This window comes from Kocuria sp. KH4 (genome assembly GCF_053711175.1).
The window spans coordinates 38,474-61,231 of the sequence record NZ_JBSJYX010000023.1 but is presented as its reverse complement, the minus strand read 5'-3'; the positions used below and the strand labels follow the sequence as shown (position 1 = coordinate 61,231).

21 protein-coding genes are annotated in these 22,758 nt (G+C 75.8%); 8 read left to right on the top strand and 13 right to left on the bottom strand.

Annotated features, from left to right (window positions below; translation table 11 throughout):
- Positions 1–50: 50 nt before the first annotated feature.
- Positions 51–575 carry a mycothiol transferase gene (locus ACWCOM_RS15045; RefSeq protein WP_454549562.1) on the bottom strand — a complete coding sequence of 175 codons (525 nt, stop codon included), beginning with the start codon at positions 573–575 and terminating at the stop codon, positions 51–53.
- A 366-nt stretch (positions 576–941) separates the two neighbouring features.
- Here ACWCOM_RS15045 and ACWCOM_RS15040 point away from each other — a divergent pair, with 366 nt between their 5' ends.
- Entirely contained in the window at positions 942–2,516 is a 1,575-nt protein-coding gene (locus tag ACWCOM_RS15040) for an FAD-dependent monooxygenase (RefSeq protein WP_454549561.1), read from the top strand.
- On the opposite strand, the gene ACWCOM_RS15035 is transcribed toward ACWCOM_RS15040, so the two are convergent.
- Entirely contained in the window at positions 2,479–3,996 is a 1,518-nt protein-coding gene (locus ACWCOM_RS15035; RefSeq protein ID WP_454549560.1) for an MFS transporter, read from the bottom strand. The genes ACWCOM_RS15040 and ACWCOM_RS15035 overlap by 38 nt on opposite strands.
- A gap of 120 nt (positions 3,997–4,116) precedes the next feature.
- On the opposite strand from ACWCOM_RS15035, the gene ACWCOM_RS15030 reads away from it, so the two are divergent.
- On the top strand, positions 4,117–4,662 hold the full coding sequence (locus ACWCOM_RS15030) for a TetR/AcrR family transcriptional regulator (RefSeq protein ID WP_454549559.1): 546 nt from the start codon (positions 4,117–4,119) through the stop codon (positions 4,660–4,662).
- Here ACWCOM_RS15030 and ACWCOM_RS15025 read toward each other — a convergent pair.
- Genes ACWCOM_RS15025 through ACWCOM_RS15010 form a run of 4 tightly spaced genes read right to left on the bottom strand, consistent with a single transcriptional unit; the run spans position 4,646 to position 9,678 of the window.
- Entirely contained in the window at positions 4,646–5,233 is a 588-nt protein-coding gene (locus tag ACWCOM_RS15025) for a uracil-DNA glycosylase (protein WP_454549558.1), read from the bottom strand. The genes ACWCOM_RS15030 and ACWCOM_RS15025 overlap by 17 nt on opposite strands.
- Before the next feature lie 26 nt (positions 5,234–5,259).
- The gene (locus ACWCOM_RS15020) at positions 5,260–6,513 is read right to left on the bottom strand and encodes an FAD-dependent oxidoreductase (protein WP_454549557.1); all 1,254 of its coding nucleotides are present in this window, start codon (positions 6,511–6,513) and stop codon (positions 5,260–5,262) included.
- A 10-nt stretch (positions 6,514–6,523) separates the two neighbouring features.
- Complete coding sequence (locus tag ACWCOM_RS15015; RefSeq protein WP_454549577.1) at positions 6,524–8,176, bottom strand: RecQ family ATP-dependent DNA helicase; 1,653 nt, start codon at positions 8,174–8,176, stop codon at positions 6,524–6,526.
- Positions 8,177–8,214: 38 nt separating this feature from the next.
- Complete coding sequence (locus tag ACWCOM_RS15010; protein WP_454549556.1) at positions 8,215–9,678, bottom strand: aldehyde dehydrogenase family protein; 1,464 nt, start codon at positions 9,676–9,678, stop codon at positions 8,215–8,217.
- Between the two features lie 125 nt (positions 9,679–9,803).
- Between ACWCOM_RS15010 and ACWCOM_RS15005 the strand changes: the two genes are divergently transcribed.
- Positions 9,804–10,556 carry a TSUP family transporter gene (locus ACWCOM_RS15005; RefSeq protein ID WP_454549555.1) on the top strand — a complete coding sequence of 251 codons (753 nt, stop codon included), beginning with the start codon at positions 9,804–9,806 and terminating at the stop codon, positions 10,554–10,556.
- Positions 10,557–10,573: 17 nt separating this feature from the next.
- Here ACWCOM_RS15005 and ACWCOM_RS15000 read toward each other — a convergent pair whose 3' ends face one another.
- Both ACWCOM_RS15000 and ACWCOM_RS14995 read right to left on the bottom strand, forming a co-directional pair.
- Complete coding sequence (locus ACWCOM_RS15000) at positions 10,574–10,996, bottom strand: ChaB family protein (protein WP_454549554.1); 423 nt, start codon at positions 10,994–10,996, stop codon at positions 10,574–10,576.
- Between the two features lie 38 nt (positions 10,997–11,034).
- Entirely contained in the window at positions 11,035–11,937 is a 903-nt protein-coding gene (locus ACWCOM_RS14995; protein WP_454549553.1) for an SDR family oxidoreductase, read from the bottom strand.
- Positions 11,938–12,136: 199 nt separating this feature from the next.
- On the opposite strand from ACWCOM_RS14995, the gene ilvD reads away from it, so the two are divergent.
- Positions 12,137–13,828 (top strand): dihydroxy-acid dehydratase, encoded by a 1,692-nt coding sequence (gene ilvD, locus ACWCOM_RS14990; RefSeq protein WP_454549552.1) that lies wholly within the window; start codon positions 12,137–12,139, stop codon positions 13,826–13,828.
- Between the two features lie 69 nt (positions 13,829–13,897).
- Here ilvD and ACWCOM_RS14985 read toward each other — a convergent pair whose 3' ends face one another.
- The 4 genes from ACWCOM_RS14985 to ACWCOM_RS14970 all read right to left on the bottom strand — a co-directional run bounded on the left by ACWCOM_RS14985 (position 13,898) and on the right by ACWCOM_RS14970 (position 17,109).
- Complete coding sequence (locus ACWCOM_RS14985) at positions 13,898–14,725, bottom strand: SRPBCC family protein (RefSeq protein WP_454549551.1); 828 nt, start codon at positions 14,723–14,725, stop codon at positions 13,898–13,900.
- Between the two features lie 135 nt (positions 14,726–14,860).
- Positions 14,861–15,820 carry a GNAT family N-acetyltransferase gene (locus ACWCOM_RS14980; protein WP_454549550.1) on the bottom strand — a complete coding sequence of 320 codons (960 nt, stop codon included), beginning with the start codon at positions 15,818–15,820 and terminating at the stop codon, positions 14,861–14,863.
- Between the two features lie 85 nt (positions 15,821–15,905).
- Entirely contained in the window at positions 15,906–16,697 is a 792-nt protein-coding gene (locus ACWCOM_RS14975) for a nitroreductase family protein (RefSeq protein WP_454549549.1), read from the bottom strand.
- Positions 16,698–16,722: 25 nt separating this feature from the next.
- Complete coding sequence (locus ACWCOM_RS14970; RefSeq protein WP_454549548.1) at positions 16,723–17,109, bottom strand: hypothetical protein; 387 nt, start codon at positions 17,107–17,109, stop codon at positions 16,723–16,725.
- A 123-nt stretch (positions 17,110–17,232) separates the two neighbouring features.
- On the opposite strand from ACWCOM_RS14970, the gene ACWCOM_RS14965 reads away from it, so the two are divergent.
- The 4 genes from ACWCOM_RS14965 to ACWCOM_RS14950 all read left to right on the top strand — a co-directional run bounded on the left by ACWCOM_RS14965 (position 17,233) and on the right by ACWCOM_RS14950 (position 21,547).
- Positions 17,233–18,000 carry a methyltransferase domain-containing protein gene (locus tag ACWCOM_RS14965; protein ID WP_454549547.1) on the top strand — a complete coding sequence of 256 codons (768 nt, stop codon included), beginning with the start codon at positions 17,233–17,235 and terminating at the stop codon, positions 17,998–18,000.
- A gap of 49 nt (positions 18,001–18,049) precedes the next feature.
- Positions 18,050–19,264: an NAD-dependent epimerase/dehydratase family protein gene (locus tag ACWCOM_RS14960; RefSeq protein WP_454549546.1), complete on the top strand. Its 1,215-nt coding sequence runs from the start codon at positions 18,050–18,052 to the stop codon at positions 19,262–19,264.
- Positions 19,265–19,272: 8 nt separating this feature from the next.
- Positions 19,273–20,460, top strand: coding sequence for a glycosyltransferase family 4 protein (locus ACWCOM_RS14955; RefSeq protein ID WP_454549545.1), 1,188 nt, complete (start codon positions 19,273–19,275; stop codon positions 20,458–20,460).
- Between the two features lie 283 nt (positions 20,461–20,743).
- Entirely contained in the window at positions 20,744–21,547 is an 804-nt protein-coding gene (locus ACWCOM_RS14950; RefSeq protein ID WP_454549544.1) for a hypothetical protein, read from the top strand.
- A gap of 123 nt (positions 21,548–21,670) precedes the next feature.
- Here the strand turns inward: ACWCOM_RS14950 and ACWCOM_RS14945 are convergent, their stop codons facing one another.
- Entirely contained in the window at positions 21,671–22,738 is a 1,068-nt protein-coding gene (locus ACWCOM_RS14945; RefSeq protein ID WP_454549543.1) for an FUSC family protein, read from the bottom strand.
- Positions 22,739–22,758: the final 20 nt, after the last annotated feature.

The following is a 22,758-nucleotide window of genomic DNA, read 5'->3' as shown; positions in this document are numbered from 1 at the left end:
GCAAGCGCTTGGCACCGGCCCCGCCGGCACCGGACGGGGCCCGGAACCCGTCAGTACGGCCCCGACCACCCGTCGTCGACCAGGCCCCGGACGTAGGCGGCCTGGCCGAGGTGCTGGGCGGCGTCGTCGACCGTGCTGACCAGGCGCGCCCCCCGGGTGACGGGCGGGTCCCAGGACCGGTCCACGACCTCGTCGAGCTGTGCGTCCGTGAGCCCGCGCACGTAGTCCACGGTCCGCTCGACGACCGCGTCGAGATAGTCCTGGAGCAGCTCCGCGGACGCCACCCGGACGCGGGCCACGTCCTCCGGCCGGTGGCCGAAGCCCATCGAGTCGTCGGGCAGATCGAGACCGAACCGCTCGTTCCACCCCCGGCCGGACCACACCTCCTCGGTGCCGGCCAGCCGGGCCACCTGCGCGTCCTGCTGCCGGGCCGCGTGCCAGACCAGCCACGCCACGGAGTTGGAGGTCCCGCCGGGCATGGTGTGCAGGGCCCCGAGCGGGATGCCCTCCAGCACCTCGTGCGCCACCTGGGACGGGCGGCGGGCGGCGTCCTCGAACAGCTCCTGCGGTGTCATCGCGATCGTTCCTCCCGGCACGGGCCGGGACGGGACCCGGCAGGCCGAGCCTACGTCCGCGCCGGCCGCGGCGCGCCCGGGCACCGCCGCGGCCGGCGCAACAAATCGACGACTTCCCAGGTCGGGGCACGGGTCGGAGTCCACGGACCTACCCTGGAGGCCGGACGTCCCCGAGCCGGAGGCGGATCATCCGATGACAGCACCACGCACAGCGCAGACGACCGTCCGCCCGTCCGCGGGCCTCCCGGGGCCCGTCCGCCGGCTCCGGCGGTCCCGCGTCGAGGTGCTCCCGGCGCCGGACCTGCCGGCGGGCCACGGCGGCCCCGCGCGGGGCGCGCTCACCGCGGTGGACCCGCCCCCGGCGCCATGACCCCGGAGGCCGGGGCGGAGGACCCCACCGACGTGCTCGTGGTCGGGGCGGGCACGAGCGGCCTGGCCCTGGCCCTGCAGGCGCACGACTGCGGGGCGCGGGTGCGCGTGGTCGAGCGCCGGGCCGAGGAGTTCCGCCCGTCCCGGGCCCTGGTCCTGCACCCGCGCACCCTCGAGGGGCTGCGCCCGCTCGGGGTCGTCGACGAGCTGCTCACCCGCGCCGACACCGCCCCGGTGGTGGATCTGCACCTGGGCCCGCGGGTGGTCACGGCCCGGTTCGAGGACGTCATCCTCCCGGGCACCGCGTTCCCGCACCCCGTGCTGGTCCGCCAGGCCGAGGTGGAGGCCGTGCTGCGGGCGGCCCTGGACCGGCGCGGTGTGACCGTGGAGCGGGGCACCGAGTTCGTGGGGCGCAGCGGGGAGCGGGCCGTGCTGCACCGCGACGGGGCGCTCGAGGAGGCGTCCTTCCGCTGGCTGGCCGGGTGCGACGGCCCGGCCAGCACCGTGCGCACCACCGCCGGGGTGGCCTGGCGCGGCCGGCCGTACCGGCAGGAGATCCTGCTGGCCGACCTCGAGCTGGAGGGCCTGCTCCCGGGGCGGGCCCACGTGGCGCCCGCGGCGGGTGGACTGGTGCTCCTGGCCGCGATCGGGGACCGGGCGCCGTGGCGGCTGCTGGCCACCGCCCGCTCCTCGTCCTCCGGGGCGCCGTTCGGGCAGCCGGGCCCGCCCGTGCCGGAGGAGGAGCTGCAGGCCGTGCTCGACGCCTCGGGGCTGCCCGTCCGCAGGCTCCGGACGGCGTGGTCCGCCCGGGTCCGGCTCGAGCACCGCCTCGCCGGGCGCTTCCGGCAGGGCGACGTGTTCCTGGTGGGAGACGCCGCCCACGCCCACTCCCCCGCCGGCGGGCAGGGCATGAACACCGGCATCCTCGACGCGCTGAACCTCGGCTGGAAGCTGGCCTGCGCCACGGCCGCGGTTCCCGGGGGCCCGGCGCAGGAGGTGCTGCTGGACACCTACGAGCAGGAGCGCCGCCCCGCGGACCGGCAGGTGCTGGCCCTGACGCACGCGCTGTTCTGGGGCGAGGCGGGCACCGGGCCCCTGCCCCGCGCCCTGCGCGGCCGGGTCGCCCCGCTGGCCGCCTCCGCCGCGCCGGCGCTGCCGGGGTGGTCCCGGCTGACGGCGGCGGGGATGGGCGTGCTCGCCCAGTTCCACGTCCGCCACCGGGGCAGCCCGCTCTCCGTGACGTCGGGGCGGGCGCACGGCACGCCGCGGCCCGGCGACCGCCTCCCGGACGCACTGGTGCGCTGTGGCGGCCGGGCCGTGCGGCTGCACGGGCTCACGGCGGCCCCGGGCTTCCACGTCCTGCTGGAGCGCTCGGCCCCGGAGCCGGACGCCGCGGCCCTCGGCGCGGAACCGGGCACGCCGGGGCCGCAGGTGCACGTCCACCGGCTCGAGGACCGCCCGGGCGAGGGCGGGACGGTGGTGCGCCCCGACGGGCACGTGGGGCTGCGGGCCGGCCGGATCGACGCGGAGCTGCTCAGCGCGTGGCTGGCCGCAGCACGCGGGCGACCGTGACCCCCGCCAGGGCGACCAGCACCGCCATGACCACGGCCGTCCAGTGCATGCCCGCGGTGAACGCGCCGAACGCGGCGTCCCGCACGGCCGGACCCAGGGCCCCGGCGCCCTCGGCGATCTCCACGGCACCGCCGAGGGTCTCGTGCGCGGCGGCGGACGGGCCGGCACCCAGGGTCTCCGGCAGCTCGAGGTGGGTCTGGTAGAAGGCGGTCAGCAGCCCGCCGAGCACCGCCGTGCCCAGCACCGCGCCGACCTCGTAGCCGGTCTCGGAGATCGCCGAGGCCGCGCCGGCCTTGTGCGGCGGGGCCGCCGTGAGCACGAGGTCGTTGGACAGCGTCTCGGCGAAGCCGATCCCGGTGCCGACCAGGCAGAAGGCCGCCAGGACCACCAGCGGCCCCGCCGGGGCGGACAGCTCCGCCAGGGCGACCACGAGGAAGCCGACCGAGGACACCAGCATGCCCGCGGTGATCACGGTGCGCGCCGAGAAGCGGCGCACCGCCCGCACGGCCAGGAAGCCGGCGAGGACGGTCAGGGCCAGGCCGGGCACCATGGTCAGGCCCGCGGCCATCGGGTCGAGGCCGACCACGAGCTGCAGGTACTGGGTGAGCATGAACAGGAACCCGTAGAGGCCCACGTTGCCCAGCACGTTGACGGTCACCCCGCCCGTGAACTCCGGGGACCGGAACAGCCCGAGGTCCAGCACCGGGTGCTCCAGGGCGGCCTGGCGGCGGGCGAAGAGCAGACCCGCGAGCACGCCGAAGGCGGCGCTGAGCAGGCCGTGGAAGAGCTCGCCGGAGGCGGTGGCCGCCTTGATCCCGTAGACCACCGGGGTCAGCGCCAGCATGGCGAGCAGCACGGACGGCACGTCCACCGGCCCCGGGCGCGGGTCGCGGGACTCCGGGACCAGCAGCGGCCCGAGCACCAGCAGCGGGACCAGCACCGGCACGGACATCAGGAACACCGAGCCCCACCAGAAGTGGTTGAGCAGGAAGCCGCCGACGATCGGGCCCAGCGCGGCGCCCCCGCTGAACCCGCCGGCCCACACCGCGATGGCGATCCGCCGCTGGGCGGGGTCCAGGAAGATGTTGCGCAGCAGCGACAGGGTGGCGGGCATCAGCATGGCGCCGAAGAAGCCCATGGCGGCCCGTCCCGCGACGAGCGCCTCGGCGGTGGGCGCGAAGGCCGAGGCCGCGGAGACGGCGGCGAACCCGGTCCCGCCGATCAGCAGCAGCCGGCGCCGCCCGATCCGGTCCCCCAGCGTGCCCATCGGCACGAGCAGGCCCGCGAGGACGAGGGGGTAGACGTCCACGATCCACAGCAGCTGCTCGCCGGTGGGGCGCAGCGCCTGGGAGATGGTGGGCAGGGCGAAGCTCAGCGCGGTGTTGTCCACCGACACGAGCAGGACAGGCATCATCAGGACCGCGAGCGCGGCCCATTCGCGCGCGCCGGCCGTGGGGCGGGGCGTCAGCAGAGTGGTCATGGTTCACCTCCGGGAGTCGGATCGGGTCGCACAGCTCCATAACTGTACCGTCTAGACGGTACAGTTATCGAGGGGCTGGCACAATGGGCGGAACGTCCGATCCAGGGAGGTCTTCCTCACATGCCCCGCCCACCCGCGGCCCGGGACAAGCTCCTGTCCGCCTTCGAGCAGCTCGTCCTCGCCGAGGGCGAGCGCGCCGCGACCCTCGACGCCGTCGCCGGCGCCGCGGGCGTGTCCAAGGGCGGGCTGCTCTACCACTTCCCGCACCGCCGGGCCCTCGTGGACGCCACGCTGCAGCGGCTGGAGGAGCTCCTGCAGCTGGACCTCGAGGCGATGGCCGCGGCGCCGGAGGGCGCCGCGCGGTATTTCCTCGTCACGTCGCTGTTCGAGGACAGCCAGCTGGACCGGGCCCTCGTCGTGGCCTCCCGGCTGGCCCAGTCCGGGGACGAGAACGCCCGGGCGAGCCTGCAGCGGCTCGGGGAGGCGTGGTACGCGCTGGTCCTCGCCGACGTGGGGGACCCCGTGGTCGCCACCGCCGTGCAGCAGATGGGCGACGGGCTCTACCACAACGCGTCGATCGGGCTGCTGCCGGACGGCAGCGCGCAGCGGCACACGATCCTGGAGAGCCTCCTGGCCGTGGTGGACCGGCTCAGCCCGCGCCCGTGACGCCCGCGGCGCGGGCGGCGCCGGCGGCCGTGCGCAGCGCCACCAGGATCCGCTGCCGCGTCTCGGCCCGGCGGTGCCCGTTGCGCGGCGACGGGTGCGGGACGCCGAGCACGGGCAGCAGCCGCCGCGGTTCCGCCAGGGTGAGCAGCCGCATCATCCCGGTCAGCGCCGGGGCGCCGAACGTCACGACGACGCGCAGCTCGGGCAGGGCCGCGAGCAGCTCCCGCAGGGCGGGCTCCGCCGCCGCGAGGTCGTCGGCCCGCGGCGGACGGTGCCGGCCCGCGGCGTCGTATAGCGCCCAGGGCACCACGTTCCAGCGCAGGTAGTCACCGCGCGCCAGCCCGGACTCCTCGCGCAGGGCCCGGAACAGCCGGGCGGTGGGGCCGGGGTTGTCCTCCGAGCTGAAGCCCAGGTCCCCGGCCGCCACGGTGGCCGGGCCGGGCGCCTCCATGAGCACGAGCACGCGGGCGCCGGTGCCGCCGCCGTCGGGGTCGACCCACGGCACGAACCGCCCGTCCGCCCGCCACCCCCGGACCAGCGCGTTGAGCGGGGCGACGTGGGGTGCGTCCACACGGGCGCGCTGGTCCTCCCCCGCGCTCATCCGCCCTGCGCTCGTCCGCCCCGCGCCCGGCCCCGGGTGCGGGCCCGGGGGCGGACGTGCTCCGGGCGCAGGCCCAGGCCGATGAACCGCCCGGCCAGGTGCGGCAGGACGGGCAGCGCCCGCACCAGGCCCACCGGCAGCGGCGGCCTCGGGGGGCCGCCCCCGGGCACGAGCCGGCGGGCCAGCACGAGCTGGAACAGCTGGGTCGCCCGGGCCGGCCACGCGCGCCGTCGCTGCACGCGCGCCAGGTCCCGGTTCCGCACTCCCCCCTCCCGCAGCCGCGGCCCGAGGAGGTTGGCCGCGGCGACCGCGTCCTGGATCGCGAGGTTCACGCCGACCCCGCCGGCCGGGGACATCGCGTGGGCGGCGTCCCCGAGGAACAGGATCCCGGGGCGCCACCAGCGGCGCAGCCGGTCCACCCGGACCCGCAGCAGCCGCACCTGGTCCCAGCTCTCGAGCGAGGCGAGGCCCTCCGCCAGCGCCGGGGCGATCGCGCGCACGCGCTCGCGCAGGGCCTCGACCCCCTGCCGCCGCATCGCGTCGTGCTGGCCGGCCGGGATGATCAGGGCCGCCTGCCAGTACTCCCCCCGGTTCAGGGCGACCACCGCGCCGTCACCGGCGTTGAACAGCGGCGCCTCGCCGCCCGGGACCCGGGGCACCCGGAACCACAGGACGTCCATCCGCGAGGGCGAGGCGACCGGCCGCAGCCCGGCGGCCTCGCGCAGCACGGAGTCCCGGCCGTCCGTGGCCAGCACCAGCTCGGCGCGCACGTGCACGGGTGCCCCGGCGCGGTCGCGGGCGGTGACGCCGGCGCAGCGGCCGTCCTCGACGAGCAGTCCGTCGGCGGGCGTCGAGCGCAGGAGCCGGAAGGAGGGCAGCTCCGCGCCCCGGTCGGCGAGGAAGTCGAGGAAGTCCCACTGCGGCATGAACGCGATGAAGGGGCACCGGACGGGCAGGCGGTCGAAGCGGCCGACGACGACGCTCTCCCCGCCGAGCCCGATGCTCGCCCGGTCCACCCGCGTGTGCGGCAGGCGCAGGAAGCCGTCCAGCCAGCCGAGCTCGGCCATGAGCTCCGTGGTGGAGGGGTGGATCGTGTCCCCGCGGAAGTCGCGGAGGAAGTCGGCGTGCTTCTCCAGCACGACCACGTCCACCCCCTGGCGCGCGAGCAGCACCCCGGCCATCAGCCCGGCCGGTCCGCCGCCCACCACGCAGCAGGTGGTGCTGACGATCTCGGGAACGGCGTCGTCCATGCGGGCAACGCTACGCGCTCCCGCCCCGCTCGTGCACCAGCAGCCCGTCCCGCTCCTCGATCAGCCGCAGGGAGAGCTCCTTGTAGCCCACCGAGTCGAACAGGACCGTGATCCGGTCCGGCTCCGCGCCCATCACGATCCCGTGGCCCCACTCGCGGTGAGCGACCGGGGTCTGGATCTCCCAGCCGTGCGGGGTGGCCGCGGCCCGCTCCTCGGCCTCGGCCGCGGAGCCCTCCTCCGCGCACTGGTCGCAGTTGCCGCACCACCCGTCGGTCTCCTCGCCGAAGTAGTTCAGCAGCCAGTCCCGCCGGCACCCGTCGGTCTCGGCGTAGCCGCGCATCATCTCGATCCGGGACCGGTCGATCCGGTGCTGCGCCTCGGCGTCCTCGAGGGCGGCGGCCACCGCGGGGCCGGCCGCGGCGCCGCGGGCGGCCCGGTAGCCCCGGCGCTCGGCCCGGACGCCGCCGCTGTGCTCGAGCAGGTGCAGGGCCCGGGCCTGGGCGCGCGGGCCCAGGCCGGTGCGCTCCCGCAGCTCGCGCGCACGCACCGGGCCCTCGCGCCGGACCGCCCGGAAGACCTTCTCCAGGTCCCCCGGATCGGGGGCGGCACCGGCGAAGTACTGCTGGAGGCCGAGGTCCTCGGAGCGGTAGTGCAGCACGGCCAGGGCGGGAGCCCCGTCCCGGCCGGCGCGCCCGATCTGCTGGTAGTAGCTGTCCAGGGAGTCGGGGATGTCCGCGTGCACCACGAACCGCACGTCCGGCTTGTCGATGCCCATCCCGAAGGCGGTGGTGGCGACCACGACGTCGAGGGTGCTGTCGAGGAAGCGGGCGTGCACGTCCTCCCGCTCCGGCTGCCGGCGCCCGGCGTGGTACGCCTCGGCGCGCACCCCGCGCTCGCGCAGCTCGGCGGCGTACTCCTCCGTCTCCCTGCGGGTGGCCACGTAGACCAGGCCTGGCCCGACCAGGCCCTCGACCTGCCGGAGCAGGGCCCGCCGCTTGTCCGCGGCCTCGTGGTGGCGCACCACCCGCAGCTCGATGTTGGGGCGGTCGAAGCTCTGCACGATCACCAGCGGGTCCCGCATGCCCAGCCGCTCCACGACCTCGGCGCGGGTGTGCGGCGAGGCGGTGGCGGTCAGCGCGACCACGGGCGGGTGGCCCAGCCGCTCCACGGTCTCGCTGAGCACGAGGTAGTCGGGGCGGAAGTCGTGGCCCCACGAGGAGATGCAGTGCGCCTCGTCCACCACGAACAGGGACGGCCGGTGGGCGGCCAGACGCTCGACCGTCTCCTCGCGGGCCAGCTGCTCGGGGGCGAGGAACAGGAACGTCGCCCGCCCGTCCTCCACCGCCGCCCACGCCGCGCGCTCGCGGCGGGCGCCGACCCGGGAGTTCAGCGCGAAGGCGGCCTCCGCGCCGAGGGCCTCGTTGATCGCCTCGACCTGGTCGTGCTGCAGGGCGATCAGCGGGGAGACCACCACCGCGGTGCCGGGCAGGGCGGCGGCCACCACCTGGTAGATCGCGGACTTGCCGTGGCCGGTGGGCATCACCGCCAGCACGTCCCGGCCCCCGGCCGCCGCCTCCATGGCCTCGAGCTGCCCCTCGCGGAACTCCTCGATGCCGAAGCGGGACGCGGCGACCTCCCGCAGCTGCCCGGCCGTGCGGCCCATGCCGTCCTCCTGGTGTGTCACGGGTGCTCCGCCGGCGCCTAGAACGGGAACCGGGCGTGGCCCTCCTCCTGGACGGTGATCCACCGCCGCTCGCTGAAGGACTCCACACCGGCCTGACCGCCGAACTTCCCGTACCCGGACTCCTGGATCCCGCCGAAGGGCGCCTGCGGCTCGTCGGCCACGGACTGGTCGTTGACGTGCACGATGCCGGTCCTCAGCCGCTGCGCCACCGCGATGCCCTCGCCCAGGTTCTCGGTGATGACACCGGCGGTGAGCCCGTAGTTGGTGCTGTTGGCGAACTCCACGGCCTCGTCCGGGCCGTCCACCTCGAACACGGTGGTGACGGCGCCGAAGATCTCGTCGTGGAAGATGTCCATCTCGGGGGTCACGTCCGTGAGGACGGTCGCGGGGACCAGCGAGTTCTCCAGCCGGTGCCCGCCGGCCCGGAGCACGGCGCCCTTGGCCACGGCGTCGTCGATGAGCGCGTACTGCCGTGCGGCCGAGCGGGCGTTGACGGCCGGGCCGATCACGGTGCCCGGGTCGGTCGGGTCGCCGGTGGGCAGGTCCTGCACCTTGCGCGCGAAGCGCTCGGTGAACTCCTCGGCGATGCTCCGGTCCACGAGCACCCGGTCCACCGACATGCAGATCTGCCCGGCGTTCATGTAGGCGCCGAAGGCCGCGGCGTCCACGGCGTAGTCGAGGTCCGCGTCCCGGAGCACCACCAGGCTGTTCTTCCCGCCGAGCTCGAGCACCGCCGGCTTCAGGTGCTGCGCGGCGAGGGTGCCGACGGTGCGGCCCACGGCGGTGGAGCCGGTGAAGTTCACGATCCGCACCCGCGGGTCGGCGATCAGCGTGGAGACCACCTCCGCGGCGTCCGCGCGGTCGTTGGTGACCACGTTGAGCACGCCGGCGGGCAGTCCGGCGTCGACCAGGGCGTCCGCCAGGAACAGCCCGCACGCCAGGGGGGCGTCCTCGCTGGGCTTCAGCACCACGGTGTTGCCCACGGCCAGGGGCACGGCGATGGAGCGCATGCCGAGGATGAACGGGGCGTTCCAGGGCGAGATCGCCGCGACCACCCCGTAGGGCCGGCGCACGGACATCGAGCGCACGCCCGGCATGTCGGTGGCGAGCACCTCACCCTGGGGCAGGGTGGTGGCGCCGGCGGCCTCGCGCAGGATGTTGGCGGCCAGGTGGGTGTTGAACTCGGCCCAGCCGCGGACGCCGCCCACCTCCTGGGCCATGATCTCGGCGCCCTGCTCGATGCGCTCCTCCAGCAGGTCGGCCGCGCGCAGGAAGATCCGCCGCCGGGCGCTGGGGGTGGTGCCCGCCCACTCCTCCGCGGCCGACGCCGCGGCGTCGACGGCGCGGGTCACGTCCTCCGGACCGCCGGCGGCGACGGTGGCGAAGACCTCGCCCGTGTAGGGGTTGATGTCCTCGGCGGTGCGGCCGCTGAGGGCGGGCACGTGCGCGCCGTCGATGATCAGGTCTCGGGTGATGCTCATGGCGCACCTTTCACTGGACGTCGTCCCCCGGGAGGGACCTCGCATGGCCGCAAGCATACTTATCACCCGGGGGAACGCCAACGACGCCGGCGGGCCGGGCGGGGCGGCCGCGGCCGGGGCGCAGAATGGGGCCTGTGGAACTCGTCGTCGTCGCCGCCCTCGCCGTCCTCGTGGGCTCGGCGCTCCAGCGCGTCTCGGGCACCGGGGTCGGGCTCGTCGTCGCGCCCACCCTCGCGCTGCTGCTGGGACCCGCCACCGGGGTGCTCGTCACCAACGCCACCACGACGGTCTCCGGGTTCCTCATCATGCTCTCGGTGTGGCGGCACGTCGACTGGCGGCGCTTCGCGCTGATCGCCCCGGCCGCGGCCGTGGGCGCCGTGCCGGCCGCGCTCCTGGTCCGCGAGCTGCCGGCGGCCTGGCTGCAGGTCGTGGTCGGCGGCGTGGTGCTGCTGGCCCTCACCACCATGTTCGGCCTCCCCCGCCTGCCCGAGTGGCCGGGCCGGCTGCCGACGGTGCTCGCCGGGACGATCGGCGGGTTCTTCAACACCACGGCCGGGGTGGCCGCGCCGGTCATGGTCATCCACTCCCGGCTGGCCCGCTGGGAGCAGCGCTCCTTCGCCGCGACCCTGCAGCCGGTGTTCATGACGATGGGCGCCCTGTCCGTGCTCACCAAGACGCTGCTCGGGGCCGCCGGGACGGGCGGACTGCCCCCGTGGTGGGTGGCGCCCGGGGTGGTGCTCACCGTGGTGCTGGGCGTGCGGATCGGCGGGGTCGTCGCCCGCCGCGTGCCGCTGAGCGCGGCCCGCACCACCGCGCTCGTGCTCGCCGGCCTCGGCGGCGGCGTGACCCTGGTGCGCGGGCTGCTCGGCGTCCTCTGAGCACCGCGCCGGGCGGCTCAGTCCCCGCGCGCCCGGCGCGTCGCGGCGTCGTTGGCCTTCCGGATGGCCTCGACCAGCTCCTTCTTGGTCATGTAGGAGCGGCCCTCCACGCCGAGCCGCTTCGCCACGTCGTAGAGGTGCTGCTTCGAGGCGTTGGCGTCCACGCCTCCCGCGGTCCGCGCCCCGGAGTCCCGCCCGCCCGCGGCGTGCTCGTCGGAGGGGCCGGGCTCCTCCTTGGCCTCCCAGTGGTCGCCGACCTTCTCGTGGGTGTGCTTGAGCGCGCTGTAGGCGGTGCGGGCCGCGCGCTCCTCGTCGCCGTACTCCTCCAGCGCCGAGTCGTAGGTCTTGGCGAAGGTGTCCTGGGCCTTGCGCCCGGAGCGCTGCAGGGTGGAGGGCAGCTCGGACTTCTTGGCGTGGTCGTCCTTGCCGGTCTTCGGCACGGGGTGCTCCTTCCGTCGGGGGGATGTCGGGGCGCGGCTCAGAAGACGGGCAGTCCCCCGGTGACGCCGACGACGGTGCCGCTGACGTAGCTCGCCTCGGCCGGGCAGGCCAGGAAGACGTAGGCGCCGGCCAGCTCGGCCGGCTGGGCGATGCGCCCCAGGGGGGTGTCCCGGCCCATGTGCGCCACCGCCTCCGGCTCCTTGGTGGCCGGCTGCAGGGGGGTCCAGACGGGCCCGGGCGCCACGGCGTTGACCCGGACGCCCGCCGGGCCGAGGTCGGCGGCGAGGTTGGCGGTGACGTTGTTCAGGGCCGCCTTCGTGGCGGCGTAGTCGATCATGGTCGCGGACGGGTCGTAGGCCTGCACGGAGGTGGTGTTGATGATGCTGTCGCCGCGCCCCAGGTGCGGCAGCGCCGCCCGGCTGATCCACAGGGTGCCGTAGAGGTTCGTGCGCACCGCGCGCTCCAGGTCCTCCGTGCGCAGCCCCTGCAGCCCGGACTCGCCGCGGGCCCAGTGGTACCCGGCGTTGTTCACCACGACGTTGAGCCCGCCGAGCCCCTCGACCGCGTGGTCCACGATCTCCTGGCAGCTGCGCTCCTCGCGCAGGTCCCCGGGCACCAGGACGGCCGTGCGGCCGGCCTTCTCGATCCACCCGACGACGTCCTGGGCGTCCTCCTGCTCCTCGGGGAGGTAGTTGATCGCGACGTCGGCGCCCTCCCGGGCGAAGGCGATGGCCACGGCCCGGCCGATCCCGGAGTCCCCGCCGGTGATCAGCGCCTTGAGCCCCTCGAGGCGGCCGCGGCCCTGCCAGGAGGACTCCCCGTGGTCGGGCACGGGGTCCATGGCGGCGGTCAGGCCCGGCGGGCTCTGCTGCTGCTCGGGCATCCCGCCCTCGTCGTCGGCCATCGACCGGGCGTGCTGCGAGACGGGTGCTTCGGGCATGTCGGGCTCCTTCGATCAGGTTGCTTACGGTTCGTCTGCTCCCACCCTAGGAGCCGCGGGCCGCGTTGTCTGCCCCCGGGGCGCACAAAGTTCCGTGCCGGGGCGGACGGCCCTCGACGCTCCGCGAGTTCCGTTGATAGGTTCGCGGCACGCCCTGCCCCGCGCACCGCCCGGTGCGCCCCGACCCGGGAGAGACCGCATGAGCCCCGACATCAAGCCCCGCAGCCGCCAGGTGACCGACGGCATCGACGCCACCGCCAGCCGCGGCATGCTCCGCGCCGTGGGCATGGGAGACGCCGACTGGGAGAAGCCGCAGGTCGGCATCGCCAGCTCCTGGAACGAGATCACCCCCTGCAACCTGTCCCTGGACCGGCTCGCCCAGGGCGCCAAGGAGGGCGTGCACGCCGGCGGCGGCTATCCGCTGCAGTTCGGCACGATCTCCGTCTCGGACGGGATCTCCATGGGCCACGAGGGGATGCACTTCTCGCTGGTCTCCCGGGAGGTCATCGCCGACTCGGTGGAGACGGTGATGCAGGCGGAGCGGCTCGACGGCTCCGTGCTGCTGGCCGGCTGCGACAAGTCCCTGCCCGGCATGCTGATGGCCGCCGCCCGCCTGGACCTGGCCGCCGTCTTCCTCTACGCCGGGACTATCGCCCCGGGGTGGGTGAAGCTGACGGACGGGACCGAGAAGGACGTCACCCTGATCGACGCCTTCGAGGCCGTCGGCGCGTGCAAGGCCGGGCTGATGGGCCGACAGGACCTGGACCGCATCGAGCGGGCCATCTGCCCGGGCGAGGGCGCCTGCGGCGGGATGTACACGGCCAACACGATGGCGTCCGTGGCCGAGGCCCTCGGGATGAGCCTGCCCGGCTCCGCCGCCCCGCCCTCGGCGGACCGGCGGCGCGACCAGTTCGCCCACCGCTCCGGGGAGGCCGTCGTCGAGCTGCTCCGCCGGGGCATCACGGCCCGGGACATCCTCACCCGGGAGGCCTTCGAGAACGCGATCACGGTGCTCATGGCCCTCGGCGGGTCCACCAACGCCGTCCTGCACCTGCTCGCCATCGCCCACGAGGCGGGCGTCGAGCTGTCCCTGGAGGACTTCGACCGGATCGGGGACCGCGTTCCGCACCTGGCCGACCTCAAGCCGTTCGGGCGTTACGTGATGAACGACGTGGACCGCCACGGCGGCATCCCGGTGGTCATGAAGGCCCTGCTCGACGCCGGGCTGCTGCACGGCGACGCCCTCACCGTCACCGGGCGCACGCTCGCCGAGAACCTCGCCGTGATCGACCCCGACCCGGTGGACGGGGAGGTGATCCGCACCCTCGACAACCCGATCCACCGCACCGGCGGGATCACGATCCTGCACGGGTCCCTGGCCCCGGAGGGCGCCGTGGTGAAGTCGGCCGGGTTCGACGCCGAGTCCTTCGAGGGCCCCGCCCGCGTGTTCGAACGCGAGCAGGCGGCCATGGACGCCCTGGAGGCGGGCCGGATCACCGCCGGGGACGTGCTGGTCATCCGCTACGAGGGGCCCAAGGGCGGGCCCGGGATGCGCGAGATGCTGGCCATCACCGGCGCCATCAAGGGCGCGGGGCTGGGCAAGGACGTCCTGCTGCTCACGGACGGCCGCTTCTCCGGCGGGACCACCGGCCTGTGCATCGGCCACATCGCGCCGGAGGCGGTCGACGGCGGACCGATCGCCCTGCTGCGCGACGGCGACCGGATCCGGGTGGACCTCACCACCCGCCGCCTGGACCTGCAGGTGGACGAGGAGGAGCTGGCCCGGCGCCGCGGCGGATGGGCCCCGCTGCCCCCGCAGTTCGAGGGCGGGGTGCTGGGCAAGTACGCCAAGCTGGTGCGCTCGGCCTCGGTCGGAGCGGTCACGGGCTGAGCGGGCCGGCACGGGCCGGGCCCCCGACCGCGGTGCGGTCGGGGGCCCGGTCCGTGCGGGCGGCGGGTGCTAGAGCGCGCCGCCGGCGGGACGGCCGTCGATGCGCCCCGAGGTGGGGTCCACGTCCACGTCCGCGTCCACGGCGGGGTCGGTCAGCGCCGGACCGGTGGGGGTGACCGGCGGGATCTCACCCGGCACCGCCGTCTCCGGGGCCACCGGCGTGACCGTGGGGGCCGGAGGCGCCGCGGGCGCCTCGGCCTCGAAGGTGACCGGCTCCCCGTCCTCGTCGGAGTCCTTCTTCTTGGCGGCCGCGGCGGCCCCGGCGGCGGCCACTCCGGCGGCGGCCACTCCGGCGGCGACCACCTTGCCGGAGATCCCGGCCTTGCCGTCGTCACCGCGGGAGGCGGCGGCGGCCTCGACGCCGGGGGTCCCGACCGGGGCGCCCTCGTTGACCGAGCCGCGCCACGCCCCGGTGGCGTAGCCCTCGTCCTCGATGAACTTCTTGAACCGCTCCAGGTCGCCCTCGGCCTGGTTCTCGACCACGTTGAGCTTGTCCCCGATCTTCTCCACGAGGCCCTCGGGCTCGTACTCCAGGACGAGGTGGACCTCGGTGCGGCCGTTGCCGGCGTCGTGGAACATCACGGTGCCGGCGTTGGTGGCCCCCTCCGTGGCGGCCCAGGAGACCCGGCTGTCCGGGACCTGGTCCACGATCCGGGCCTCCCACTGGCGGCGGACGCCGCCGATCTCCGCGACCCACTCGAGCCGGGAGTCGCTCAGCTGGCGGACGCTCTTGACCCCGTTCATGAACTGGGGGAAGTCCTCGAACTGCGTCCACTGGTTGTACACCGTGCTCAGGGGCACGTCGACCACAACGGTTTTCTCGACCTTGGTGCTCATGGCATCTCCTTCGATCTGTCTCGTCGGTCAGGGGTGGCGATCTCGGACGATTTCGCCAGTGTGCTTACGGTACTCCCCCGGCACGGCCGATGGCCAGGCCTGCCGTGCGGCGCGGCGCCCGTCGTGCCCGGGCGCTCAGCCGCGGGGCGGCACGGTGCGGGCGAACGCGGCCTGCGTCCGGACGGGGACGAAGCCCACGGAGCGGTAGAGCGCGTCGGCGCGCGTGGGGTTGGCGGCGTCCACGGTCAGCTCCATCGTTGCCCACGCGCCCTCCGCCGCGGCGGCGGCCACCGTGGCGATCAGCACCGCCCGCGCCAGTCCGCGGCCGCGGGCCTCCTGCCGCGTGCCCACGCGGTCGACGTAGAGGGCGCCCTCGCGCCACTGGCTCACGGAGCAGTAGGCGAGGATCCGGCCTCCGGGCTCCCGGGCCACCCGCCACAGGTCCGTGCGGGCGCTGCGGGCGCCCACCACGTCCGCCCAGACCTCCGGCGACCGCGCCGTCGAGCCCCAGTGGGTCGAGAAGGCGTCGTTGTGCGCGAGCCGCAGCTCCTCGGCCATGGTGTGCTCGAACGGCTCCGCGCGGGCGTCGGCCGGGCCGGGGGGCGGGCCGGGCAGGGGGCGGGCCATGTCGGTGAACCACCGCACCGGGGCGTAGCCGCGCCCGGCGAGGAAGGCCCGGGCGTCCGCGCCGTCGGCGCCGCCCGAGGCGGACAGCTGCACGGGGGCGCCCGGGTGGCGCCGGCCGGCGATCGACAGCGCCCGCGCCTCCATGCGTTCGAACAGCGCGGTGGCGAGGCCCCGGCCGCGCCACCGCGGGTGCACCCCGCCGCCCAGGTGCGCACGGGCGAGGCCCCCGGCGGTCAGGGCCGTGCCCACGTGCACCTGCCCGTAGGCCACCAGGGCCGGGCCGTCCCAGACGCCCCAGGTGTCCGCCGAGGCGTCCACGCCGGCCTGGTCGAGCTCCTCGGCCAGGTCGCCGGGCTCGTAGGTCTCCCCGGTGGCGTCGGCCGCGGCCAGCACGTGGATCAGCGCGGACCACGCGGGGGTGTCCGGGAGGCTCAGCGGGCGGAAGGTCGGCTCCGTATCGTGGGTCACAGGACGGACGCTAGCCGATCCGCCGCCCCTCCGGGGCGCAGCCGGTGCGGGCGGCGGCGGGGCCGGGCCGCACCGGCTGCGCCGCTCAGTCGTCCCAGCCCTCCTGCGGGGTGGCGCAGGACTCCCGGTAGACGTACTGGGAGATCCGCCGCCGCTCGCGGGAGGACCAGTCGATCGCGGGCCGGCGGTGCGCCTCCGGCACGTAGCCGAGGCGGTAGACGGCCATGAGCTCGAGGTCCTCGGGCACCTCCAGCAGCTCCACGATCTCGGCCCACCGGGCCGGGGCCTCCATGGGGAACGAAATGAACTGGATGCCCATGCCCAGCTCCACCGTGGTCAGCCAGAGGTTCTCCATCGCCGCGCCCATCGAGAACAGCGAGTAGAACCCGGAGAGCTCCCCGGGCCGGTACTCGCGGCGGTCGAGCATCACGCCCAGCAGCAGCGGCGCCCCGGCGACGAGCTTGTGGTTCTCCGAGCCCAGCGTCTGCGGCACCCGCAGCCGGTTCATCATGGCCTGCCCGCCCGGGGTGAACGCCTTTCTGGTGAACGGGCGCAGCACGGCGGGCAGCTTGTCGAAGAGCATCCCGAAGCGCTGCTCCTCCATCTCCTGCCTGCTGAAGCGGAAGTAGCGCTTGTACCGGTCGAAGAACGTCCCCTCCGCCATCACCTGCGTCATGGACTCGGCGCTGATCCGGGCGATCCGGTCGATGGTCCCCCGGTCCTCGATCAGCACGAACCGCCACGGCTGGCTGTTGAACTGGGAGGGCGCCGCCGCGGCGGTGCGCAGCAGCAGCCGCTGGTGCTCCGGGGACACCGGGTCCGGCAGGAACGGCCCGTTGGTGGTGCGGCGGTTGAAGACGACGTCGAGGAACTCCATGTGCTCTCCGGTTCGGTCGGTGCGGTCAGCGCGCGCGGTCGGCGCGGGCTCGGATCAGGGCGGTGGCGTAGAACGGCGCCGCGGACAGCGCGGCCACGGCGTGCCGGCGCGGATGGCCCTGGGCGGGCGTGCCCACGTACGGCAGGGCCAGCAGCGGCAGCAGCGCCGGGGCCAGCGCGCGGGCGGCCGCCCGTCGCCCGGCGGAGGACGAGCCGGCGCCGAGGAGCGCGGCCAGGGCCGTCGTCGTCGTCGTGGCGATGTAGAGGGCGTGGTGGATCCAGCGGAACCGGCCCGTGTGCACGAGTCCCGCCCCCACGGACGCCCCCAGCGCGGCGTTGGCCGCCCAGCACGCGCCCGCCAGGCCGATCCACGGCCCGGGCGGCGGGCCCGGGGCACGCACGGTGTCTCCCACGGGACTCCCCTTCCGGTCTGCCCGTCCGGCACCGGACGGGAGGCCCAGTCTAGTGACGCCGGGGGCGGGGACTCGGCGGCGCCGCTCCTTGGCATACGTGCCGGGCCGCACGAGAATGGGCAGATGCCCCGCACCGACCCGCGCCCCCGCACCGACCTCTCGCGGCGGGACCCGGACCTGCGGGAGCTCATGGACGACCCCGGCTGCGACCTCGGCGCCCTGCGGCGCACCTACGCGCGCTTCGAGGCGGTCAACTCCCTGCTCGCCGGGTGGTCGGCCACCTACCGGCGGCGGATCCGCCCGCTCGCGGTCCCCGGCCGGCCCCTGACCGTCCTCGACGTGGGCTCCGGCGGCGGGGACGTCGCCCGGGCCCTGACCCGCTGGGCGCACCGCGACGGCGTCGACCTGCGGCTCACGGGCGCGGACCCGGACGCCCGCGCCCTCGAGTGGTCGGTGGGGCGCACGGCCCGCTGGGCGGCCCGGCGCCCGCACCTCGCGCCCCCGGCCTTCCGGCGCACCACCAGCCGGGAGCTCGTCGCGGCGGGCGAGACCTTCGACGTCGTGGTCTCCAACCACCTGCTCCACCACCTGGACCCCGCGCAGGTGCGGGAGCTCGTGGCGGACTCGGAGCGGCTGGCCCGCCGCCTCGTGGTGCACAACGACCTGGTGCGCAGCCCGGCGGCCTACCGGCTGTACTCGGTGGGCGTCCTGCCGCTGGCCCCCGGTTCCTTCCTGCGCACCGACGGGCTGCGCTCGCTGCGCCGGGCCTACGTCCCCGACGAGCTGCGCGCGCTGGCCGGGCCGGGCTGGGAGGTCCGCCCGGGCACGTTCGCGTACCAGCAGCTGGTGCGCGTCCGTTCACTTCCGGTTCAGCCGGATGGCCCACGCTGACAGTCACGACCAGACCAGCGGGCCGGACCGGCCCGGGAACGGAGACCACGTGAAGATCGCGATCCTCGGAGGCGACGGCTTCTGCGGCTGGCCCGCCGCTCTGCACCTGTCGGCCCGGGGCCACGACGTGCTCGTCGTCGACAACTTCTCCCGGCGCGCCATCGACGCCGACCTCGGCACCGAGTCGCTGACCCCCATCCGCGGCCTCGACGAGCGCCGCGCGGCGTGGGCGGAGCTCACCGGCCGGAGCATCGGCGCCGCGGAGCTCGACCTGGCCCAGGACTACGAGGAGTTCCTCGGGCTGCTGCGCACCGAGCGCCCGGACGCCGTGGTGCACTTCGCGGAGCAGCGGGCCGCCCCCTTCTCCATGAAGACCCCCCGGACGAAGCGGTACACCGTGGACAACAACGTCAGCGCCACGCACAACGTGCTGTGCGCGATCGTGGAGTCCGGCCTGGACGTCCACCTGGTGCACCTGGGCACCATGGGCGTCTACGGGTACGGCACCGCCGGGATGCGGATCCCCGAGGGCTACCTGGACGTGGAGGTCCCGGGCCCCCACGGCAGCGTCCCCCAGGAGATCCTCTACCCCTCGAACCCCGGCTCCCTATACCACATGACCAAGGTGCTGGACCAGACCATGTTCGCGTTCTACGCCAAGAACGACGGGCTGCGGATCACCGACCTGCACCAGGGCATCATCTGGGGCACCAGCACCGCGGAGACGGCGCTCGACGAGCGGCTGGTCAACCGCTTCGACTACGACGGCGACTACGGCACCGTGCTCAACCGGTTCCTCGTCCAGGCGGCGGTCGGCCACCCGCTGACGGTGCACGGCACCGGGGGGCAGACCCGGGCGTTCATCCACATCCAGGACATGGTCCGGTGCGTCGAGCTGGCCCTGGGCCACCCTCCGGCGGCCGGGGACCGGGTGCGGATCTTCAACCAGATGACCGAGACCCACCGGGTCCGCGACCTCGCCCGGCTGGTCTCCGAGCTCACCGGCGCGCAGGTCGAGACGGTGCCCAACCCCCGCCAGGAGTCCGCGGAGAACGACCTGCACGTGGTCAACGAGGCCTTCCTGAGCCTGGGGCTGCAGCCCACCACGCTCTCGGAGGGCCTGCTCCTGGAGGTCGAGCAGACGGCCGAGCGGTGGGCGCACCGCGTGGACCTCTCCCGCATCCCGGCGACCTCCGTGTGGAACGGGCGGCGCCGGCCGGGGGTCCCTGCCTCGGTGTCCCGCCCGGCGGCGGTGGGCGCCTGAGCCGCCGGATGCGGATCGCGCTGTTCACGGACGTCTTCCTGCCGAACGTCGACGGGGTGGTGACGCGGCTGCTGCGCACCCTCGACGAGCTCGGCGGCCTCGGCCACGAGGTCCTGGTGCTCACCCCGGGACGGCCGCCGGAGACGTACGGGCCGCACCGGGTGGTCCGGGCCCGGTCCGTCGCCTTCCCCTGGTACCCGGACATCCGGGGCGGGCTGCCCACCCCGGCGGCCGAGCGCGCCGTGACGGCGTTCCGCCCGGACGTGGTGCACGCGGTGAACCCGGTGTGGTTCGGCGCCTGGGGCGCCCTCTCGGCCCGGTGGCGGGCCCTGCCCCTGCTGGCCTCCTTCCACACCGACGTGCCGCAGTACATGAGCGCCCTGGGCCTGGGACCCCTGCGCGGGGGCGTGGAGCGGTGGATCCGCGCCACGCACAACCTGGCCCAGGTCAACCTGTGCACCTCCGGGCCGATGCTCGAGCGGGCCGCCGGGATGGGCGTGCGGGACCCGGCGCTGTGGCCCAAAGGCGTGGACACCCGCCTCTTCTCGCCCGCGAAGGCCTCCCCCGCCGTCCGCCGGCGCCTCACCGGCGGGCACCCGGAGGAGCGGCTGGTGCTCTCCGTGGGACGGCTGTCCAAGGAGAAGAACCTGGAGGCCCTGCTCGAGCCGATCCGGCGGCTGCCGGGCACCCGGCTCGCCGTGGTGGGCGCGGGCCCGCACCGGGCGGAGCTCGAGCGGCGCTTCGCCGGCACGCCGACGACGTTCGTGGGGCCGCTGGCCGGGGACGAGCTCGCCGCCGCCTACGCCTCCGCGGACGTGTTCGCGTTCCCGTCCACCACCGAGACCCTCGGCCTGGTGGCCCTGGAGTCCCTGGCCAGCGGGGTGCCGGTGGTCGGCGCCCGGGCCGGCGGCATCCCGTTCGCGGTCGACCACGGGCGCACGGGTCTGCTCGCCGCGCCCGGCAGCCCCGGTGAGCTCACGGCGCACCTCGCCCGGCTGCTCGGCGACGACGCCCTGCGCGCCCGGATGGGCGCCGCCGGCCGGGCCGACGCCGAGGGGCACGGCTGGCGGGCCGCGACCGAGGCGCTCGTGGGCTTCTACGACCAGGCGGTCGAGCGGCACCGGACCGGCCGCGACGGCGCCGGGGCCGTGTCCCGGGGAGCCCGGACACGGCCGCGCCCCCGGGCGCGCTCCTGACGCCTCGGGCGGGACCGGCGCCGCGGCCCGGGCGGTCCCGCCTGTTCGCTATTGCCAATGGTGACTGCCGGCACGTAGTTTGGCGGCACAGCAGTCCTTCGGCCGCCGTCCAGGTGCCCCACCGCTCGGCGGGGTCCTTCCGCGCCGCCGCGCGACCAGCAGCTCGACGTCTCCTGTCGCCTCCGCCGCCGCGCGCGGACGGGTGACGCCGGAGGGGTCCTGCCGCGCGCTGCAGGCCGCGGGACCGGCCCGGGGCCACGACCGGATTCAGGAGACACACGACATGACCGCTGCCAAGACCTGGGCCGCCGCGGGGTCCGCGGCCACGATGCTGGTGGGGGGCCTCGTCCTGGGCGCCCCGGCCGCCGTCGCCGCACCCGGCGACGCTGCCTGCCTGCAGGCCACGAGCCAGTTCGACGCCGCGCTGGCCGGCGCCGGCATCACCCCGGACGCCATCATGTCCCTCGACCGGACCGCGGACGCCGTGGCCACCGCCGAGGCGCAGTACACCGCGCTGGTGGTCCCCGCGGGCGGCCCGAGCCTGGCCGAGCTCCAGGCCGCCGCGACGGCGCTGGCGGCGGCCCAGGAGTCCGGCGACCCGGTGGCCCTGGCCCAGGCCGAGGCCACGGTCGCCGAGCTGGACGCGGCGCTGGCCGCCGCCCTCGGCGCCGTGGACCCCGCCGCCCTCGAGGCGGCGGTCCTCGAGACCGGCGCGGCGTTCGACGCCCTCCTGGCGGAGCTGGTGCTCGACGAGGCGACCGTCAACCAGCTGCTCGCGCTGCTCGAGCAGGCCGTCGTGGCGTGCGAGGGCGAGCTCGGCCAGCTCCCCGTCGGCGCCCCCGTGGCCCCGACCCCCGTCGCCCCGGTGGCGCCCGCCCCCGTGGTGGAGGCACCCGTCGTGGAGGCTCCCGTGGTGGAGGCTCCCGCCGAGGCCGCTCCGGTGGCCGTCAACCCCGGGCTCAACATGCAGACCGCCGCGGAGCCGGCCGAGGGTCCGGGCGCGGGCCTGCTGGCCGGTCTGTTCGCCGCCGGGGCGGCGATGTCGGCGGCCGCCGTGCTGCGGCTGCGCCGGCGCGGCCGGGCCTGAGCCGCACGGCCGCGCCGGACGCCCGCGCGGGCGCCCGGCGCGGCCGGACCGGTCGTGGCGGTGCGGGTCACGGCCTCCGCCCCCGGGCGGCTCCGCGGCCCCGTGCCGGGTGCCCGGCGGGGGTCAGCTGCGGGCCACCGCGCTGCTGCCCTGGGTGGGCGCGCTGGGGGGATCCAGCACGGCCACGAGCCGGGCGAGGTCGTGGGCCGCGGTGATGACCAGGCGCCCCTCGTGCCCCGAGGGGTCCGTGACCTCGGCGCTGAGCCGCCCCGCCAGGGAGCGGACCCGCTCGGCGGCCTCCGCCGGGTCCTCCTCCGCCGCCCACGCCCGGACGCCGTCGGCGGAGGACTGCGCCGCCTCGGCGAGCCGGCCGCTCAGGACCGGGGGGATCACCCAGTCGTGCCCCTGGTGGTCGTAGAGCTCGCGCAGCGCGTCCGTGAACCCGCGGAGGTGGAAGACCACGCTCTCGAGCTGGAGCATCGAGGCGTATCCCGGGTCCGTCGGCCGCCCGCGGCGCAGGACCACGCGGGGATTGCCCCGGGCGCTCTGCGCGGACTCGTCGACCGCCTCGCGGACCTCGGCCGTGATCCGCACGAGCGAGTGGTTGCGCTCCTGCCAGTCCCGCCCGGCGGTGCTCCCGGGCTCGGCCAGCTCCCGGGCGGCGTCCTCGAGGTAGTCCACGACGACGCCCTGCAGCCGGTCCAGCTGCAGGCGGGCGGTGCGGAAGTCCAGCGGGGGGAACACGAGCGCGTTGACGAGCAGGCCGATCGCGACCCCCACGGACATCTGCACCAGGAACCCGGCGGAGAAGCCCTCGGCGTCCTGGCCGCCGATGATGAGCACGAACAGCGCCCCCACGGGCACGTACTCCGCCCCGGCCCCGAGCCGGCGGATCCCGGCCAGCAGCACGCCGATGCCCACCGCCACGGCGACCGTCACCAGGTTCGGGTCGCCGATCAGCAGCACCCCGGCCGCGAGGGCGATCCCGAGGGTGATGCCGGCCACCGTCTGCAGGCCCGCGCGCACCGAGCCCAGCACGGTGGGGTACATCGCCGAGATCGCCCCGAGGGGCGCGTAGTAGGGGTACTGGTCGATCACCCCCGGCATCCGCTGGGCCACGATCCAGGAGAGGGCCACCGCCAGGGACGTCTTGAGCGCGAGCAGGATCCTGGCGCCTTGTATGGTGTGCATCCCGGCCATCCTACGGACCG

What these genes read in the sequence shown, in the direction of transcription:
- ilvD (WP_454549552.1), top strand. Translation starts at nt 12,137, where the DNA reads ATGAGCCCCGACATCAAGCCCCGCAGCCGCCAGGTGACCGACGGCATC.
- ACWCOM_RS15045 (WP_454549562.1), bottom strand. Translation starts at nt 575, where the DNA reads ATGACACCGCAGGAGCTGTTCGAGGACGCCGCCCGCCGCCCGTCCCAG.
- ACWCOM_RS14995 (WP_454549553.1), bottom strand. Translation starts at nt 11,937, where the DNA reads ATGCCCGAAGCACCCGTCTCGCAGCACGCCCGGTCGATGGCCGACGAC.
- ACWCOM_RS14950 (WP_454549544.1), top strand. Translation starts at nt 20,744, where the DNA reads ATGACCGCTGCCAAGACCTGGGCCGCCGCGGGGTCCGCGGCCACGATG.
- ACWCOM_RS15040 (WP_454549561.1), top strand. Translation starts at nt 942, where the DNA reads ATGACCCCGGAGGCCGGGGCGGAGGACCCCACCGACGTGCTCGTGGTC.
- ACWCOM_RS15015 (WP_454549577.1), bottom strand. Translation starts at nt 8,176, where the DNA reads ATGGGCCGCACGGCCGGGCAGCTGCGGGAGGTCGCCGCGTCCCGCTTC.
- ACWCOM_RS15020 (WP_454549557.1), bottom strand. Translation starts at nt 6,513, where the DNA reads ATGGACGACGCCGTTCCCGAGATCGTCAGCACCACCTGCTGCGTGGTG.
- ACWCOM_RS14945 (WP_454549543.1), bottom strand. Translation starts at nt 22,738, where the DNA reads ATGCACACCATACAAGGCGCCAGGATCCTGCTCGCGCTCAAGACGTCC.
- ACWCOM_RS15035 (WP_454549560.1), bottom strand. Translation starts at nt 3,996, where the DNA reads ATGACCACTCTGCTGACGCCCCGCCCCACGGCCGGCGCGCGCGAATGG.
- ACWCOM_RS14955 (WP_454549545.1), top strand. Translation starts at nt 19,273, where the DNA reads ATGCGGATCGCGCTGTTCACGGACGTCTTCCTGCCGAACGTCGACGGG.
- ACWCOM_RS14985 (WP_454549551.1), bottom strand. Translation starts at nt 14,725, where the DNA reads ATGAGCACCAAGGTCGAGAAAACCGTTGTGGTCGACGTGCCCCTGAGC.
- ACWCOM_RS14975 (WP_454549549.1), bottom strand. Translation starts at nt 16,697, where the DNA reads ATGGAGTTCCTCGACGTCGTCTTCAACCGCCGCACCACCAACGGGCCG.
- ACWCOM_RS14965 (WP_454549547.1), top strand. Translation starts at nt 17,233, where the DNA reads ATGCCCCGCACCGACCCGCGCCCCCGCACCGACCTCTCGCGGCGGGAC.
- ACWCOM_RS15005 (WP_454549555.1), top strand. Translation starts at nt 9,804, where the DNA reads ATGGGGCCTGTGGAACTCGTCGTCGTCGCCGCCCTCGCCGTCCTCGTG.
- ACWCOM_RS15030 (WP_454549559.1), top strand. Translation starts at nt 4,117, where the DNA reads ATGCCCCGCCCACCCGCGGCCCGGGACAAGCTCCTGTCCGCCTTCGAG.
- ACWCOM_RS15010 (WP_454549556.1), bottom strand. Translation starts at nt 9,678, where the DNA reads ATGAGCATCACCCGAGACCTGATCATCGACGGCGCGCACGTGCCCGCC.